The organism is Rhizobium sp. SRDI943 (genome assembly GCF_057653695.1).
The window spans coordinates 208,374-226,047 of sequence record NZ_JBYGKN010000004.1 but is presented as its reverse complement, the minus strand read 5'-3'; the positions used below and the strand labels follow the sequence as shown (position 1 = coordinate 226,047).

General features: G+C 58.3%; 14 protein-coding genes and 4 pseudogenes. 7 read left to right on the top strand and 11 right to left on the bottom strand.

The features are described from left to right. Positions 1–21: 21 nt before the first annotated feature. Positions 22–408, bottom strand: a complete 387-nt coding sequence (locus tag AC245Y_RS34205) for a response regulator (RefSeq protein ID WP_003554782.1) — start codon at positions 406–408, stop codon at positions 22–24. A gap of 960 nt (positions 409–1,368) precedes the next feature. On the opposite strand from AC245Y_RS34205, the gene AC245Y_RS34200 reads away from it, so the two are divergent. Continuing rightward, a complete protein-coding gene (locus AC245Y_RS34200) occupies positions 1,369–1,992 on the top strand; it encodes an outer membrane protein (protein ID WP_003554784.1) in 624 nt (207 codons plus the stop codon). Positions 1,993–2,461: 469 nt separating this feature from the next. Here AC245Y_RS34200 and AC245Y_RS34195 read toward each other — a convergent pair whose 3' ends face one another. Further along, on the bottom strand, positions 2,462–3,352 hold the full coding sequence (locus tag AC245Y_RS34195; RefSeq protein WP_017997292.1) for a LysR family transcriptional regulator: 891 nt from the start codon (positions 3,350–3,352) through the stop codon (positions 2,462–2,464). Positions 3,353–3,450: 98 nt separating this feature from the next. Between AC245Y_RS34195 and AC245Y_RS34190 the strand changes: the two genes are divergently transcribed. Both AC245Y_RS34190 and AC245Y_RS34185 read left to right on the top strand, forming a co-directional pair. Then, complete coding sequence (locus AC245Y_RS34190; RefSeq protein WP_017997293.1) at positions 3,451–3,693, top strand: helix-turn-helix domain-containing protein; 243 nt, start codon at positions 3,451–3,453, stop codon at positions 3,691–3,693. Between the two features lie 236 nt (positions 3,694–3,929). Next, positions 3,930–4,256 (top strand): annotated as a pseudogene (locus tag AC245Y_RS34185) (hypothetical protein); the annotation flags it as partial. Here the strand turns inward: AC245Y_RS34185 and AC245Y_RS34180 are convergent. The 6 genes and pseudogenes from AC245Y_RS34180 to AC245Y_RS34155 form a co-directional block, all read right to left on the bottom strand. After that, positions 4,255–4,627, bottom strand: a pseudogene (locus AC245Y_RS34180) (hypothetical protein); the annotation flags it as partial. The pseudogenes AC245Y_RS34185 and AC245Y_RS34180 sit on opposite strands and share 2 nt — an antisense overlap. A gap of 119 nt (positions 4,628–4,746) precedes the next feature. Then, positions 4,747–5,004 (bottom strand): annotated as a pseudogene (locus tag AC245Y_RS34175) (FCD domain-containing protein); the annotation flags it as partial. 12 nt (positions 5,005–5,016) lie between these two features. Continuing rightward, positions 5,017–6,198, bottom strand: coding sequence for a patatin-like phospholipase family protein (locus tag AC245Y_RS34170; protein WP_017997296.1), 1,182 nt, complete (start codon positions 6,196–6,198; stop codon positions 5,017–5,019). Between the two features lie 15 nt (positions 6,199–6,213). After that, positions 6,214–9,282: an efflux RND transporter permease subunit gene (locus AC245Y_RS34165; protein ID WP_017997297.1), complete on the bottom strand. Its 3,069-nt coding sequence runs from the start codon at positions 9,280–9,282 to the stop codon at positions 6,214–6,216. After that, positions 9,279–10,394: an efflux RND transporter periplasmic adaptor subunit gene (locus tag AC245Y_RS34160; RefSeq protein ID WP_017997298.1), complete on the bottom strand. Its 1,116-nt coding sequence runs from the start codon at positions 10,392–10,394 to the stop codon at positions 9,279–9,281. Before AC245Y_RS34160 ends, AC245Y_RS34165 begins: the two co-directional genes overlap by 4 nt. Continuing rightward, entirely contained in the window at positions 10,394–11,722 is a 1,329-nt protein-coding gene (locus AC245Y_RS34155; protein WP_017997299.1) for an efflux transporter outer membrane subunit, read from the bottom strand. Before AC245Y_RS34155 ends, AC245Y_RS34160 begins: the two co-directional genes overlap by 1 nt. Before the next feature lie 243 nt (positions 11,723–11,965). Between AC245Y_RS34155 and AC245Y_RS34150 the strand changes: the two are divergent. Then, positions 11,966–12,360: pseudogene (locus AC245Y_RS34150) on the top strand (response regulator); the annotation flags it as partial. Between the two features lie 378 nt (positions 12,361–12,738). Here AC245Y_RS34150 and AC245Y_RS34145 read toward each other — a convergent pair. The 3 genes from AC245Y_RS34145 to AC245Y_RS34135 all read right to left on the bottom strand — a co-directional run bounded on the left by AC245Y_RS34145 (position 12,739) and on the right by AC245Y_RS34135 (position 14,099). Further along, positions 12,739–13,329: a type II toxin-antitoxin system VapC family toxin gene (locus AC245Y_RS34145; RefSeq protein WP_017997300.1), complete on the bottom strand. Its 591-nt coding sequence runs from the start codon at positions 13,327–13,329 to the stop codon at positions 12,739–12,741. After that, entirely contained in the window at positions 13,319–13,615 is a 297-nt protein-coding gene (locus AC245Y_RS34140; protein WP_003554796.1) for a hypothetical protein, read from the bottom strand. The genes AC245Y_RS34145 and AC245Y_RS34140 overlap by 11 nt, the downstream gene beginning before the upstream one ends. A 100-nt stretch (positions 13,616–13,715) precedes the next feature. Beyond that, positions 13,716–14,099 (bottom strand): hypothetical protein, encoded by a 384-nt coding sequence (locus AC245Y_RS34135; protein ID WP_017997302.1) that lies wholly within the window; start codon positions 14,097–14,099, stop codon positions 13,716–13,718. Positions 14,100–14,704: 605 nt separating this feature from the next. Here AC245Y_RS34135 and AC245Y_RS34130 point away from each other — a divergent pair. The 3 genes from AC245Y_RS34130 to AC245Y_RS34120 all read left to right on the top strand — a co-directional run bounded on the left by AC245Y_RS34130 (position 14,705) and on the right by AC245Y_RS34120 (position 17,644). After that, a complete protein-coding gene (locus tag AC245Y_RS34130) occupies positions 14,705–15,607 on the top strand; it encodes a LysR family transcriptional regulator (protein ID WP_012760372.1) in 903 nt (300 codons plus the stop codon). A gap of 119 nt (positions 15,608–15,726) precedes the next feature. Further along, positions 15,727–16,623 carry an NAD-dependent epimerase/dehydratase family protein gene (locus tag AC245Y_RS34125; protein WP_017997304.1) on the top strand — a complete coding sequence of 299 codons (897 nt, stop codon included), beginning with the start codon at positions 15,727–15,729 and terminating at the stop codon, positions 16,621–16,623. A gap of 52 nt (positions 16,624–16,675) precedes the next feature. Continuing rightward, positions 16,676–17,644 (top strand): aldo/keto reductase, encoded by a 969-nt coding sequence (locus AC245Y_RS34120; RefSeq protein ID WP_003554800.1) that lies wholly within the window; start codon positions 16,676–16,678, stop codon positions 17,642–17,644. Positions 17,645–17,674: the final 30 nt, after the last annotated feature.

Sequence of the window (17,674 nt, the reverse complement as noted above, 5' to 3'; positions counted from 1 at the left end):
GAAGAGCTCTCTCGAAATCTTTCAACCGGATCGCTGCTGGTCGGTCGCGAGCACTTGCCTTACGTGAGCGCGTTCGGAAACAATATAGACCAGTTCGCGGTAGTCGTATGGCTTGGGCAAGAAGAAAACGCCGGGGTCGATCTGCGAGCGGACATCGCGGCCCGACGCGACCCATACGCTCGTCTCGGGTCGAGTGGATCTCACTAGCTTCATCAGGTCAATTCCACTCAATCCGCCCGGCATGTCGACATCGGTAATCATTACGTCCAAATGATCGCATCTGCCCAGCACCGCGATGGCTTCCAAAGCGCTGGCGGCTTCGATGACGGTATGTCCAGCATCCACGAGTTCATCCGACAAGAGAAAGCGGATTAACGGCTCGTCTTCGACGACGAGAATAACGGCCATAAGTTCGATCCCTACTATATGTGATCGCCTAACGCGGCTCGACACGGGTGTGTTGCACCCTCGTTTTAGGATCCGCTTACATGTTTAATAAAATCTGAATCAATGGCCGTCGGATGGACGCTGCAGTCGTAATGGCATCCTTGCGGACGATATTTCGCAAAAACCGACGACACTGGGACGCCAGGTATCGTGGCGCTAGCCGGTTGCTTGATCCCGGAGACGATCAGGACCGCGATGGGGACTGCTGTTCGATTTCAATTTCGAGCCTACGGCTCAACCTAACGACCTCGATTGCTCTGACTTCACCCCAGGCGAGGCGCAGGCGAACCGAATTGGAACTCTTTGCGAGCATGACTGTAATCCTTTACGCGGCGACGGAGGTTGTGGCGAAGGCTATCCGTTCAAGCGCTAAGTTCGCCCGCGCGGCGTCACTTGCCATAGAGTCCATGAGATGAAGCTCGCAGGAACGGAAGTCTAGGTCGACCAAGCTAGATTGTTCACCTGCTACCGCCCGGGTCCGGCGGTGGAAGCTTATCAATTTCCGCAGGCGCTCGTTCTACCAATTTGCGAGGCGGAGCACAGTCGGAGATGCGAATGAGCGGACTACCCTCGCTTGGTGGCCAGTGAGCGTCCCAACCTACCCCGCGGCGTTCATGGGCACCGCAACGGGAGCGTCTTTGTCCGGCAGGGAACTTGTGGCGAGAGACGCTCAGGGACCGCGCGCCGGTGAGCAATCCGACTTTGCGTGGAGCGGCTGCATTGTCAGCGCGGAGCGGACAGCGCGCCTGAGCACTGGGGAGGGGCGCGACGCGCGCCAGCCGTGGCCGATGGCCTTTCAAGATCGCCGCGCGCACCGTGTACTGTACCGTACATTTTCGCGAGTGTGCCCCCGCTGCTACAGCTTTTTGTTGGATTGAGTTATATCCTCTGGTTGTATTAGTATGACACGGAGTACAGAAAATGAAGTTGATAGCCGCCGCAACGCTACTCGCTCTTGTCTCGACCACCGCGCTTGCGGCCGATGCGGTCCCGGTCATTTCGGACGCTCCCGTTGCGGCCGCTCCTGCATTTACCTGGTCCGGTCCGTACTTGGGTATCGATGGCGGCGCGGGATGGCTTAACGGTGACTTCAGCGCCGGTGGTGCCAGCGCTTCCGAGGATTTTAACGGCGGCATCTTCGGCGGTTTTGTGGGTTACAACTTCCAGTTCGATAACATTGTTGTTGGCATCGAGGGCAACCTCGAACACAACTGGAATGAAGAGGAAGCGCTGGGAGCTGACGTTGGGACCGATTGGACCGGCGCTGTTCGTGGTCGTGTCGGCTATGCTTTCGACAAGGCGCTGATCTATGGCGCAGCCGGTTGGACCGCGACGCGCGGTTACGTAGATCTGCCTGGCCTTGACAAGGAAACGGAGACCTTCAACGGCTACACCGTAGGAGCCGGCCTCGACTTCGCGATCACCAACAACATCTTCGCTCGTGGTGAATATCGGTACAACGACTTTGGCGAGAAGGACGTTCTCGGCGTTGACGTCGACCTCGATCAGCACGAACTCAAGTTTGGCATTGGCGTAAAGTTCTAAGAACCGTCGGCCAACCAGCAAGATCGAAGCCCCGCCTATCGTGGTGGGGAATTTTTCCGTAGCTAAGGTCAGTCCAGCTCGTCTGCCCGGCACAGGGCATCCGAGGCGCATTGTGTTGCCCCCACCCGTCGCGAAATAATTGTGGCGCTACGAAAAAGCCGCAACAATGACATGAGCAGGAACGCTTGCTGGAGCGGAGCTTAGTGCGGCTGAGCTTTAAAATGTTATTGGATGACAGCTGGGTTGACCTCCTAGGCGCCGTGCCCGGCGTGGCAAAGTCGCCCCTCCAAACAATGAGCATACCAGGCAAAGGCGCGTCCGCGCCGGCGCCCGTTCGCGCACGGCTTGACCGGTTAAAAGGGCAGCCGCAGGAGGGTTAGCGGAGCGCCGCTCGGGAACGAGCGGAACCCGGGACCGACTGCCCCCGGTAAGCCGTTCCGTTTGCATGGTACCCGTGGGCTCCCTCGCCTCACCTGCCCGGCCGCGCCAATGAGCGGGCGATATCGACGATGTCGTCGCGCGAGGCGGTTGGATCCTCTTTATTCCAGGCGACACCGAGGCCGATCCGAAAATCGATGCCCCTGACCGCCTTCAGCTCGAAGGCCCGGTTCGGCAGGCCCTCGGTCCATTCCGGCGCAAAGCCGATGCCAAGGCCGGCCGAGACCAGCGACACCAGCGAATAGGTGTCGTCGCAGCTATAGGCGATGTTGCGGGTCAGATCATATTCCTCGAACTTCTCATTGAAGTACCGCTCGGTGTAGGAGAGGTTCTTGCGATTGAAGGCGATGATCCTCTCTGAGCGCAGGTCGTCGATGCCAATCTCCGCCTGTTCCGCCAGTGGGTTGCTCCTCGCCACCGCCAGCAGGTACCGCTCATGGGCGATCGAAGAGAAGCGCAACGAGCCGATGTTTTCCACCGGCCTGATGAAGCCGAGATTGATCTGGCCGTTTTCCAGGCCGCGGATGATGTCGCCGGTATTGCCGCTGGATATATGGATGCGGATATCCGGGTACTTGCGGGCGATCTTTCCAAGGAACGCCGGCAGCACGCCGGTGGTCGCCGGATAGACGGTGCCGATCCTGATCTGCCTTATCGTCTTGCCGGCCACCGCCCTGGTGATCTCGGCACTCAGATCGACCTCGCTGAGGATCCCGACGCAGCGCTCGTGGAAGATCTCCCCTGCCCGCGTCAGTTCCACCCGCCGGGTCGAGCGGATGAACAGCGCACAGCCGAGTTCGCGCTCCAGCGCCTGCACATGGTTGGAGAGCGCTGGCTGGGCGATGCGGACCTTGGCCGCTGCCCTGCCGAAGTGCAGTTCCTCGGCCACCGCGACGAAGTAGGAGAGCTGGCGTAGTTCCATGAGGGGTTCCACGATCGATGCGAGGATTAAGCAAATTATCTGAATTTAAGATAACTGGAAATCAGATATAATCGAAGACCCCATCTTAGACAAGGTGGGTGAACGTGGCGAAGACGCTCGGCACGGAAAGGCATAGAGCGCTGATAGCGCTGCTGGTCGAGAAGCGAGAGGCATCAGGTCTCACGCAGACGGAGCTTGCTGACAAACTTGGCGAATACCAGTCGTTTGTCGCCCGATTGGAGAGCGGCCAACGTCGCGTCGACGTCATCGAGTTCCTCGAGCTGGCAAGAATACTGAATTTTGATCCTTTGGACGCCCTGGGCCGACTTGCTAGGGAGTAGGCCGCCGAATTCTACTGCGCGAGCAGTTGTCTAGGAGATCTACCAGCTGAACCGCGCCTCATTGCACCATGGCGATTATCGGCGGAGCCTGTAGCAAGAGACTGGTCTTGAAGAGCTGCGAACCGCAGACCGTGATGTCATAGTGTCAAAGCTGGTTAGAGCCGCGAGGTGGCTGTCATTACCCAGATCGAACCCATTCGGACGAGCGATGGAACAGTCATATCGCCAGGCCGTTGGCATTGCGAACAACCACGGTCCGCAACCTGGTCGTCGATGAGTTCCGCCAACGCGAATTCATGGACCCACGAACCAGGCGAACACTGCCGTACAATCTTTTCGTACCTCGGGATTACGATCCCGCGCGCTCCTATCCGCTGGTGCTGTTCATGCACGGCGCCGGTGCCACAAGCACCGAGACGGAGGCCACGCTGTTCCAGGGTCTCGGTGCGGTGGCATGGGCGAGCCCTGCCGATCAGATCGCGCGACCCGCCTTCGTGTTCGCGCCTCAATATGGAGAGATCATCGCCGACGACGACTCTAAGATGTCGTCGAGACTGGATACATTACCGTTACCTGTCGGAAGGCCAAGAAGTTGATCGGGCTCCGTTCTGCGTCGATCTCCGCAACGGTTCGTGAAACTGCTCTGCATTCCAGGTGCCGTCCCAAAACCGCGCGGCAGTGGCGCCTTCCTTGGAAAGCACGTCAATCATGGCACTTTCGTCGGGCCAAGCCTTGTCATCGTCCTGGGACACGAGGATCCAGAGAATTTATGGGCCAGGGGCTTCACCAGCGCCGGGTCCCATTGTCCGGCGAGCGGGAGGGAGGCCGAAAATAGCTCGGGGTATTTGATATCCATTGCCATCGTCATCATGCCGCCACCCGACTGACCCGTAGCGTAGAGGCCCTTGTGGTCGATGGAATATTCGGCTGCGAGGGGCAGCGATAAGATCGATTGCGGTAGGGACGCACGAGAAGCAGAACTGGCGCACCAGGAAAATCGGAAGACCGACGAACGGTGCTCCATGAGCAGGGCAATCTCAACGCTCCTGAGGATCATCCGGTTTGCACCCCGAGCAAACACTTCCTTGCCCCCTCGATGTGGTCCTTGAGTAAACCCGCGGCATCGTCAGTCCGTTTTTCAATGTATGCGCGGGTGATTTTCTCGTGGTCGTCAAGCCAGGATGGCGTCTCATCGATCAGCTTGTCATATTTTATCGAATACATAATGCAATTTCTTCGCAATTCCTCGATCATCGCAACCTGTCGGCGGCGGCCCGCGGGCGCGGATAGAGTTGAATGGAAGAGCCAGTCGCCTTCGTAATATTACTGTGTTGTGGAGAACGTCGGTCGATCACGCCATAGCCGACCATTTAACGTCCGGTCATAGCCGATCTTGAAAACGGCTCTCATGTATTCAGTATTAAATGGGTCGCTTATCTTATAGGGCACCATGACGTCGATGGTAGCCATATGGAACTGGGCACCAACCCGGCGGCAATATTCATAGACCGCGTAAAGCGATTGACGCGTCTGCGACTTCACAAGGATTGAGTACGCCCTTGTGCTAACCGACAACGTCGAATTTGCCGTCACGGCAAACTCGGGCATCAACGCGTTATTCACCAGTAAGTACATGTCGGATCCCCGAGCCCCAGCGGGAACCGGCAGATCGACGTTCGATAATACGGCCTCCGGAACGGTCATGATCTGAGCTGACGGCCCACCATCGGAGTGCAACTCAACGATCGGCCGCCCGTCAACCACCGCATTGATCCGCACGGCGGGGAAAACGCCCGGAATGCTGGCCGATGCGATCAGGACATTTTGGAAGAGGCCGAGAGCGTCTGGCCGCGGGCTATTCGCTATGGCGCCCATATCCCAAAGAACGGCACGTTGAGTGTCGAGATTTGTCGTCAGGACAAAAAGATTTCGGCCTTTTCGGTATTCGTCAGCAATTTCGGTGAGAAGGAGCTTGTCCACATATCTCTCCACCATCTCCCTCAGGGGCTTCTGAGAATACAGGCTTTCGCCGAGCAGACCGCTGACGATGAATTTTCGGTCGAGCAGTTCCGTCGCGACGCCGCTTGTATAGAGATGTTCGAGGACGAGGTCATACTTCGTTCCCAGGAAAGCGAAGGGGGCGATGAGGGCCCCGGTACTAACGCCGCTCACGAGGTCGAAGGTTGGCCGATCGCCGCGCTCAGACCATGCTTTTAGAACACCGACGGAGAAAGCTCCACCGGCTCCGCCGCCTGAGATCGCCAAGTATTGTCGAGGGACCCGGGATTCAGTCCTCTGAAAGCGTTTCCTGATCGCTGAATCGATCTCGCCATCCAACGGGGCGCGGATGTTTTCAAACCCCGCGATTTCCGCCTGACGTGCATCGACCTCCTGAAAGACTGGTCGCGCCGTGGTGCAACCGATCAAAAGGCAAACAAGCCCAGCAAGGGTCATGCGCGTCAGTGGAACCGCGGTTAGATGAGGGATCCTCGCCAGAAAACGCATCGGACGCTCCAAGGGCTATTCGGCGGCGTGCCTGTTATCTTCTTGGAGCCTTGTTTTCAGCCAGTTCAGAACATCATCCAGAAATGTAAAGACGACGGGGATGACAAGAAGGCTTAGGAATGTCGAGGTGACCAGTCCTCCGATCACGACGATACCCATGGGTTGGCGGAAGCTTGGGTCACCGGAAACAAGACTGAGTGCTGCCGGAAGCATGCCGCCGGCCATGGCAATGGTTGTCATGATGATGGGTCGCGCTCGCTTGTGGCAGGCGTCCACGAGCGCGTCGTAACGAGACATTCCGGCACGGCGCGCCTCGATTGCGTACTCGACAAGGAGAATGGAGTTTTTCGATACGATACCCATCAGGAGAAGAAGGCCGATAACCGCTGGCATGGAGAAGCTGGTGCCAGTCAAAACGAGTGGCAAGAGGGCGCCGCCAAGTGCCAGCGGCAGTGCCATCAAGATTGTCACCGGCTGAAGGAAATCATGGAAGAGAAGGACCAGAACGGCGTAAATGCAGAAGATGCCGATCGCCATCGACGTACCAAAGCTGGTGAACAGCTCGCTCTGACGCTTGAGCTCGCCCTGTTCAACGAATTTCACACCCTGTGGCAGGTTCTGATAGCTGGGCAATCGCGCGGCCTCTGCCGTCACGTCGGAAAGGTTTCTGCCGTTCAATTCGACTGTCAAAGAGACGTTTCGTGACCGGTCCAGCCGATCTATCTGGCTTGGGCTGGATCCAAGAGAGATATCGGCGATGGCACCCAGCGCGACATTACCCTCTTTTCCCTCGACAGGAATGAGCGATATGGCGTCGAGCGACTGTCGATTTGCCGTATCGAGCATGACCCGAATGGCGACCTGGCGCTCCGGCAGGTTGAGCTTGGACAAAGCGGTGTCGTAGGCACCGGCCGTTGCAACGCGAATAGCCTCGGCGATGGCCTTGGACGTGACACCCAGGGATGCTGCTTCCGCCAAGTCAGGTTTGATCGTGACTTCAGGCGTTTGCATGGCAGCCGATGACGTAACGTTACCGATGCCCGAAAGAGTACGCAGATCGGCCTCGAGGTTTGCCGCGGCCTTTTCAAGAAGCTCGGAATTGTCGCCTGCCAGCGTCAGGGTGAGTTGCGTGCCATTGCCGCCGGAACCGATTTCCAGGCGAACGCCGGGCAGCTGTTCCAATGCCTTGCGCAAATCGGCTTCGATTTGTGACTGCTTGACATCTCTGTCATCGATCGGCGTGAGATTGACGACGAGCGTCGCGCTGTTGGTGCTCGCATTTGACGTGCCGTTCATCCCTCCCGTGGAGGCCGTGCCCGTCGCCTGAAAGACCGACGTGACATGGTCAACGCCAGCAATGATCGCCGATGCCTTGCGCGCGGCCTCATCGGTCGCTTCGATCGTCGATCCATATGGCGTTGTTAGGCTAACTTGGGTCTGCCCATCGTCGGATGCCGGGAAAAAGCCCGTGGACAGATGAGATAGAAGCAGTGCCGTGAATGCGAGAAACCCGACTGTTCCGAGTATTGGTATCCAGCGGCGGCGGAGTGCGCCTTTCACGAGCCAAAGATAGCATCTCATGATGCGACCGTCTTCTTCGTGCGCCTTGCCGCTGGCTTTCATCATATAAGCCGCCATCATCGGCGTTACCAACCGTGCGACCAAGAGAGAAGTCAGAACGGCAACGGAAGCCGTGATGCCGAACTGTTTGAAGATGATGCCGGGAATTCCACCCATGAATGCCGTGGGTAGGAACACGGCAACCAGTGTAAACGTGGTGGCGATGACCGCCATACCGATTTCGTCTGCCGCTTCCATCGCCGCGTCGAATGGGTTTTTGCCCATGTTGAGGTGTCGCTCGATATTTTCGATCTCGACGATCGCGTCATCTACGAGAATGCCGACCACCAACGAGATTGCCAACAGCGTGATGGTGTTCAGCGAATAGCCGAGCATATACATCACGAGAAACGTGGGAATGATCGATAGGGGCAATGCCACCGCAGCCAGAAGCGTCGCCCGCCAATCGCGAAGAAACAACCAGACAACGAAGACAGCGATCAACGCCCCCTCGTAGACCATATGCATCGACGATTCATAGTTCTGCTCGGTCGGCACGATGGTGTTGTAAGCCTCTTCAATCGTCACTTCGGGATGGGCCGCGGCGAATACCTTCATGGCGTCACGGACTTTGTCAGTGACCGCCGTATCCGAATAACCTTTCGACCGTTTGATCTGAGCGGCAATGACCGGCTTGCCATTCAGATAAGCGAGCGAGGTTAGATCGCTGTGTGAATCGGTCACCGTTCCGAGTTCATCCAAGCCAACCCAGCTGCCTTCCGGCAAGGGGATCGCCATCGCACCAAGTTGCTCGGCGCTCTTTACGGCAGCCAATGTGCGCACGGACTGGCTTTCGCCGCCAATTCTACCTTTGCCACCCGACAGGTCGGATTGTACCGCTTCAACCTGGCTGTTGACGTCGTTTACGGTCAATCCCAAGCCGTCGAGCAGGTTTGCGTTCAGCTCCACCCTGATTTCCCGGTCGACCCCTCCCAGGCGGCCGACTTCGCCAACCCCGTCCACCGCCATCAGCGCACGTGACATGTCGTTATCGATGAACCAAGAAAGTTCAGCCGAATCCAGCTTATCCGAACGCACGACGTAGGTGATCAAGGGCGAAGAGTTTAGCGACTGTTTCGTAACGGTCGGCGCATTCATCTCTTCCGGCAGCTCATCCTGCGCCTGGTCGACAGCACTTTTAACCTCATCGAGGGCTTCTTGGGTGTCCTTTCCGACTTCGAATGCCACCGAGATGCTGACCGAACCGTCCGTTATCGTCGTGGTAACGGAATCCAGCTTGGTGAGGCCCGTCAGCTCATCCTCGATCTTGCGCGCGACCTCCGTTTCAAGCTGAGATGCGGCTGCTCCATCGAGCGACGCGCTGATCTCGATCGTTGGAAGGTCCATGTCGGGGAAATTTTGGATATCGAGACGGTTGAAGGCCCATAGCCCGCAGGCCGTCAACAAAATGAAAAGCAGAATTGGCGGAACGGGATTGCGAATGGACCAGGAGGAAAAATTCATTTCGCCTCCTCGTTCTTCGCTGACTGAGCGTCTTCCGACACTCTTACAACCGAACCGTCAGCCAGGAAGGCGCCGCCGGATGTCACGACCTTGTCGACCTTGTCTATCCCCGAGACGATTTCGACACGATCGTCTTGGCGCCGGCCCGTTTCGACGCGCTTGCGCGCCACGGTGAGCTTTTCAGTCTCCTTCAGGATGAAAACGTAAGAAAATCCGTCCTTGAGGGTCACCGCGGTCTCAGGCACGGTCAGAGCGTCTTTCTGGTCGAACTCAAAATAGCCACTCGCCAGAATGCCCGTCTTGGGTGCTGGCATTCCCTGGTCCGGCTGCAAGGTCACGTAAACAGTCACGCGACCATTGTCTGTCGAGGTCGTCGGCGAAACCAACCTCACCTCGCCGACGATGTCACCGACCGGCGTCTTTATGACGGCTTTGGTCCCTTCCTTGACATCGGCCAGCCGTTTGACCGGCAACTCGGCCTTCCATTCGACTCTGTTTTGCCGGATCAGCTTGAACAGCTGATCACCGGCATTCACAACGTTTCCAAGAGATGCGGAGCGTTCGGAAATAACCCCGTCGTCTACCGCGTAAACCTTCGTGCGCTCCAAGGTCAGTTGGGCAGAGGCAAGTGCTGCCTTGGCAGATAAGACGTCGGCTTTCGCTTTCCGCTCGGAAATCAGATATTCCGTCGTCTGCTGCTTGGACAACGCACCTGAGCCGGTCAATCCACGAGCGCGTTCAGCGTCCGCGACTGCCTGGTCGAGAGCCGCTTCCTGCTTTTCAACGGTGGCCTGCTGTTGTTCCAGTTCCGCTTGAGAGGTCTCGGCGTCGAACTGGACGAGCAGATCGCCTTTTTTTACCGCGGTGCCCACATCCGCTCTAACATCGGAGATCTTTAGGCCGCTGACCTCGGCCGCGATGACCGCCTCGTGCCAGGCGGCAAGGCGACCACTCGCGGGTATCGTCACGGGCCACTCCAGGGTCCGCGGAGCGGCGACGGCAACGGTCAAGGCAGCTGCTTGAGCGGTACTCTGTTCGGTGTCCTCGCTACGCGCAAGATAGGGCGTTAACGCGACCGTCGTCGCGACCAGGATGAAAGCAAATCTACGCATCAGTGGGTTCCATTGGCAGAGGCAATTGGCGCGCCAGCCGGGGCAGCCCAGCCGCCGCCGAGAGACTTGTAGAGGGCGATCCAATACTGGACCGCGTCGCGCCTGATTTCGATGAGGGTGATGGCGGCGGACTGTGCCGAACGACGGGCCTCCTCCCGGTCGAGGATACTGGCGCCACCGGATTTCCAGTTCTCATCGACCGAGCGGAAGTAGCTTTGATAATTGTCAGCGGCGGTCTTTGCATCGCCGATACGCTTCAGAGCCGTGTTGACACGAATAAGAGCTGTCTCCACGTCGGCGACGGCCGTCAAGACGCCGGACTTGTAACTTGCGACAGCAACATCGCAATCCGCAACTGCGCTTCTGACGGCAGCCCTTTTCGTCCCGCCATCAAACAGCGGTATCGACAATGCGGGCCCAAATGACCACGGAACCGATCTGCCGGTTACGGTGGACTGGCTGATTGAGATGGATCCACTCAAGCTGAGACTGGGATAGAGGTCGGCCTTCGCAGCGCCGACATCTGAAATCGTTGCCGCGACTTCCGCTTCCAGCGCGTTGATGTCGGGCCTTTGTCGCAAAACATCCGCCGGTACAGAGACGATCCGCAACGATGACGGCTGTGGAATGCGACTTTTACCGTGATCCAGCAATGTTTTGATCACCAACTCATCGGTGGCCGTCAGTTGGACCAATGACTTGACGATGATTTCGCAGTCCCCGCGCTGGGCCGTCAGATTGGAAGAGGATGTCGCAGCGCTCGCTCGGGAGAGCGCCAGATCGGCTGTTGATGTAAAGCCGGACTGCGCCGATTTTTCAGTCGCGAGTATCGTTTCTCTCTGCGACGCAAGCTCATCACGGTAAAGCTGTTCCAACTGACGACAGGCGCGATATTGGACATAGTAATCACCGACCTCGGCAGCGACCGAAATCCGCGCGTCATGCCACGACCAGACCTTGCCCTGGGCTCGTAAGGCCGCGGCCTGTGTCTCTTTCTTGGTCTTGCCGAACAAATCGAGTTCCCAGGCGGCGTCGAGACCGCCACTCCTGTTCGTTCCAGCCACGATTTTGTTGAGGTCGTCCCCGGTGTTAGCCTCGCGCGTTGCCGAGGCGGACCCGTCCAGCGACGGGAAGAGGCCAGCCCTTGCGCTATCGAGCGTCGCACGCGCCTTGTCAATGTTGGCGACAGCTTCCTGAACCGTGGGATTTTCCCGTTCAGCCAGCGTCAGTAACTCCGTCAGCGAAGGATCTTTAAAGCTTGCCCACCACGCGACGAGCTCGGGGGAGCGACCTCCGTGCGGCAGTGTCGCGTGCCAATAGGGCGCCACGACAGACCTCGAAGGTTTGAGTGCGCCAAGACTGGTACAACCGCTGAGTACCGCCAAAATGGGGAGGATGGAAACTGAGGAGAAAACTATGCGCATGAAATCCCGGCTGCCCTGAAGCTGTCGGCCGCACTATAGGGATCGCGATGTTAATGTCGGTCAAGAACGTGTTAAGTTAGGTAAAACTGCTGTATTCCCCGCCTGCTAGCCTTAAGCTGCACCCATCGAATTGACGGGTGCAATTACATGACCAACGTGCTTTTGATCGATGATGATATCGAGCTTACGAATTTGCTCGGCGAATACCTGACCGAGGAGGGTTTCGTTGTCGAGACAACCGCGGATGGTAGGATCGGTGTTGCCGAAGCGATGTCGCCTTCAACCGATATCGTCGTTCTGGATATCATGATGCCCCGCATGAGCGGCATTGAGGTCTTGCGGAAAATTCGACAGGTAAGCGACGTGCCCGTGTTGATGCTGACGGCTCGTGGAGATGATGTCGACCGCATTTCCGGTCTCAATCTCGGGGCGGATGATTACGTCCTTGTTCACCGGGCGAGCTTGCGGCACGGATCCGTGCGATCTGCCTTGGCTTGGCGATCACACGTCGGGCGGCAGAATGGCACGGTGGTTCGGCAACCGCGCAAAACAAGGCGACTGGGGGTCTGAGTGTGGCCAACACTCTTCCAGCTTTAGGGCTACATCGAGCAACGGCGCTAGCTTCCTAGCGTCGACGGGTGACGTTCGACCGGACGTCGCGCATCGCATTCGAGATGCCAATCAATGCTGCTTAACGCGGGGTGGGGCGTGATCTGATCGACCGAGGCGGTCGTCCCTTGCTCTGACAACGGCGGGCGTCAAGGTTCTTTGCGGCGGCGCGCATCACCTACCGGATCAAGCCGGCCGCCACAAAACGCAGAATACCTGCGTATGCCGCGGGCAGTTGACATCTGTTGCCGGTGCCAGCCCCAGCTGTTCCAGTTCGTGCAGAATAGCGACCGAGAGTGAGAATTGGGCGTTCATAATGATCGCGCCTCCACTCGGGCTCGATAGAGGATGACCCGACCGGTCGGTATGATCTGTGAGAGGAAATCGAAGTCGCGGACATTGCCAGTCAGCACGCTCGCACCCAGCTGCCGTGCCTGCAAGAAGACCATGGCGTCATTGACGAAGCGGCGCTCATGTCGCTCCCCCTTTGGCAGGCTGCTCAGACGAAAGAGCAGACCCGCCAACACGCCGGCATGTCCCCAGATGGCTGCATCTGGGGCGTGAAGTCGGTGTTCCGGAATGTCATCGACCGTCGCCGCGATTGTGTCGAGGACCGCCTTTGTTGAGGCGTGCCCGGGGTCCAGTCGGCCGAAGGCATGGGTCAACTCAGACAGGCAGACCGCCGAATGGTGGCATAGTCGATACGTAATCAGCCTATCGACCTCCACCGGCGAGCGCCCTTGAAGCACATCCAGATAGACGCTGGTGTCCAGGAACAGAGGCCCTCCAATTGCCGGTTCGTCAGCAACCCAGGGAAGATCTTCGTCGGGCCTGCGCTCGAGCGACCCGACGTGCTTCTGGGGTTTTAGTGATCGGAGGGCTTCAGAGAGATCAAATCCCAAGATCGATATCCGTCGGGATGCGGCCCTTGCGGCCCACCAGGCGCGAGCCGAAGTCGTCTTCGAGAGCCAGCCGTGAAAGCGCCAATTCCAGCAGCTCGGTGTCGGAGGTAACATGGGCCCGCTTCTTAGCTGCCTCGATCAGCTCCGAAGGCACTCGCCCCGACAAGCGGGTATTCTTCGCCGTGCCAAGGAGACCGACGGCCTTCGCTTGCTCGAGCACGAGCTTGTTGCGGGCTAACGCGACCTTCGCTTCGCGTTCCGCCGCACTTTGTGGTTGGGTGCCCATGAGATGCTCCTGCGTTGAACAGAATATAGATTGCGTTGAACGGGAAGGCAAGCTTCCATAGCGGTCGGCAGGTTGCGATCCAGGCGTTCTCGGCAAATCATCATGGCAATGACGACGGGGACATTGGTGGATCCTCGCCGTCGTCTCGACGGCTGCGAGTTTGGAGCTCCAGGGAGCCGGGCGTTTCGAGGAACGCGAACGCCTCGTCGCCGGAAGTCGCCTCGGCTCCGTAGTAGCCGGCATCGCGGATCATCTCCGAGATGTCGATCAAAATCAGCGGGTCGACGACCATCGAAGCATCGGCGAACACCCGTTCGGCCTTGAAACGGTCGGCGGCATTCTGCGTGGTTAACCTTTTGTGACCCAGGTCAGTGGGGGAAGTCAGCGGGGTTAGCGACAAGGGAACTGCCGTCGACGAGGGCATTGCGGAAAAGGATTTTGCGGCGTTGCAATAGATCATGACGCAGTGCAATATAACCGTCATGAACTCGTGCAATTGGGCGCCGTGCGATGAGGATCTGCATCTATAAGTCGGACAGAGCGCCTGAGCTTACCCTCATGCTGCGAGAGGGTTTGCCCTTTCCTCTTGATGCTGACGTCGACAAATGGACCAAAATCAAGGTCGTAACCGACAGGGAAATGAGAGCAGATCTTTTGATTGAGATCAGCGGTGCGGGATACCTGTTAGTTCGACTTGGCGCCATTCGCCGCCATTAGGCAATAGCGCGGCCATTGCCGTCGCGTTGTCGCGCCACCTCGTGGCATCCAAATTGCAAATAGGATCCCGAGCTGCAGGGCACGTGGTCGGGACGTGCTCGACAATGACCGCGCCTCGGAAAGAACCCACGGAACCATCGCAACATTGGCCAACGCAGCTCAGGGCGCTCCGACATCAGGTCGTAGAGCGCCCTCACGCTTTCGATACCATGGCCGGAGATTGAAAGGCTCTATGATACAGGGTAATTCTGTGATCAGCAGTGGAGAATCCGAGCCGGTAAAGCAGGATCCGGGTGCTGAGTTGCACCGAACGAGCTAGAGCCTTTAAGACCGGTTGCGAAGTATCGCCAAATTAGCCTCCTGAGATCAATAATGCAGTTCAAGCGCAATGAAATTCACGAGCTGTCGATCTTTCTCGCGATAGTCCAATACCGTAGTTTTCGCAAAGCGGCGGATCACCTAGAAGTAACAGCTTCCGCCCTGAGCCACAGCATGAAGGCGCTTGAGCAAAGGCTGGGCGTGCGCCTCCTTAATCGAACCAGCCGCAGCGTTGCACCAACCGCCGCCGGAACAGCCCTCGCCGAGAAGATCTCTGCCGGGCTCGAGCTTATCAACTCCGGATTGGAGGACTTGAACGGACATTATCAAGGTGGCGCCGGCAGCATTCGCATCAATGTTCTGAAAGATGCCGCCGTTCTGCTTTTGCGGCCAGCCATTCCGGTGTTCCAGCAACGCTTCCCGAATGTCGAGCTTGAGGTCGCCGTGGATGACCAGTTCATCGATGTCACCGCGGACGGGTTCGATGCCGGTATCCGGTACAGCGGCACCATCCCGGAAGACATGATCGCAGTTCCTCTCACTCCTCCTTTAAAGTGGGTCGCGGTTGCTGCTCCTGATTATCTCAGAAGTCATGGTCGCCCTGTCATGCCGGAGGACCTCAATTCCCACCACTGCATCCGGATACGGACGGGCCGCGGCCAGATCTACAAGTGGGAATTCGAACGCGGCGATGACCGGCGCGAGATCGACGTTCCCGGAGCGCTGATATCAGGCGAAACCGATCTTGCCATCAATGCGGCTCTGGAAGGCGCCGGGTTGTGCTATTGCCTGGAACGGTTGGCAAGCCCCTACGTTTCCGCAGGCCGCCTGGAAGTCGTCCTTCCCAAATGGGCGTCGATGGGCCCGCCGTTTTCGATGTATTATTCCAGCCGGCGGCAGCTTCCCTTCGGCGTCGACGCGCTGATCAAGATCGTTCGCGGCTTGAACGGATTTTAGCGACTGTTTCAAATCGATGAGCCTGATTCATCGGTACAGTGATTTCCACTCTATTGATTCATCGCTCTCCCGCGTTGTACCGCTTCCATCGAACCTTCATCAGGAAGCGGACACATCACATGAGCAAGCGGATCATCTTTACCGGCGGTAGCGGCAAGGCCGGCCGCCATGCGGTTCCATATCTGGTGGGGAAAGGACACAAGGTCCGCAACCTCGACCTCGTTCCCTTGAACTGCCCCGGCGTGCAGACGTTGATCACCGATCTCAGCGATAGCGGCCAGACCTTCAACGCCTTGTCGATGCATTTCAGCGGCGAGGATCTGCAGGCGCCGGGCGGACCGGCCAAGGTCGATGCCCTCGTGCATTTCGCCGCTATACCGAGCCTGCTGCTCAAGCCCGACAACCAGACTTTTTTGGTCAATGCGGCCTCGACCTACAACGTCATCGAAGCGGCGGTGAAGCTCGGTATTCCCAAGGTGATCATCGCGTCGAGCGAAACCACGTACGGCGTCTGTTTTGCCGAGGGCGACAAGGATTTCCATTCGTTTCCGCTCGAAGAAGACTATGACATCGACCCGATGGACAGCTATGGGCTCTCCAAGGTCGTCAACGAGAAGACGGCCCGCGCCTTTGCGATGCGCAGCGGCATCGACATCTACGCCCTGCGGATCGCCAACGTCATCGAACCGCATGAATATGAGCGTTTTCCGGGCTTTCTTGCCGATCCGCCATCGCGCAAGCGCAACGCCTGGAGCTACATCGATGCCCGCGATCTCGGGCAGATCGTCGATCTTTGCCTGCGGGCTGACGGCCTCGGTTTCCAGGTCTTCAATGCCGTCAACGACACGATCACGGCAAGCGAGCCAACGCGGGATTTCCTCGGCAAATGGGCGCCGAACACGCCGATCCTCCGGGAGCTCGGCGAATTCGAAGCGCCGCTCTCGAACCGGAAGATCCGGGAGGTTCTCGGTTTCAAGGAAGAACACAACTGGCGAAAATACGTTACCGGCGCATGATGCCGCGAGGCGCATTTCCGGCACCGCCGATCAACAACTTTGAGGAAAGACCATGAAGACCACAAGACTTGGCAAGACAGGGCTTGAAGTCAGCCGCATCTGCTTCGGCTGCATGTCCTTTGGCAAGCAGACCGACGAACGCCCGTGGGTTCTGGGGCTCGAAGAGGCGCGGCCACTTTATAAGCGCGCATGGGACGCCGGCATCAATTTCTTCGATACGGCCAATGTCTATGCGCAGGGCACCAGCGAAGAGATCACCGGCGTCCTGCTCAAGGAACTGGCGCCCCGCCAGGAGATCGTGCTGGCGACCAAGGTCTTCGGCCGCATGCGTCCCGGGCCGAACGGCCAGGGTCTTTCCCGCGCCGCGATCCTTAGCGAGATCGACAACAGCCTGCGCCGCCTCGGCACCGACTATGTCGATCTCTACCAGATCCACCGCTTCGACCCGTTCACCCCGGTCGAAGAAACCATGCAGGCGCTGAACGACGTCGTGCGCGCCGGCAAGGCCCGCTATATCGGCGCATCCTCGATGTGGGCCTGGCAGTTTTCCAAGCTCCAGCATGCAGCCGAGGTCAACGGCTGGACGAAGTTCGTTTCGATGCAGAACCAGGTCAGCCTCACCTATCGCGAGGAAGAACGCGAAATGCTGCCGCTCTGCAGCGATCAGGGTATCGCCGTCCTTCCTTGGAGCCCCCTTGCCGGCGGCAAGCTGACCCGTCCCTGGGGCACCGAGACCAAGCGCGCCACCACCGACCGCTACAACAAGAGCATGTATGAGAAGACCGGCGATCGGGACGTCGTCGAGGCCGTCGAAGCCGTCGCCAAGGCGCGCAAGACGTCCATGGCGCAGGTCGCGATGGCCTGGGTGCTGCAGAAGCCGGTCGTTACCTCGCCGATCGTCGGCGTCAGCAAGATGAGCCATCTCGAGGATGCGATCGCTGCGGTCGGCTTCGAACTCACCGGTGATGACGTCAAGGCGCTCGAAGCCCCTTACAAATCGCTGCACGTCGCCGGGTTCTGACGACAACGCCGCGCGGCTTTTCAGAGACGC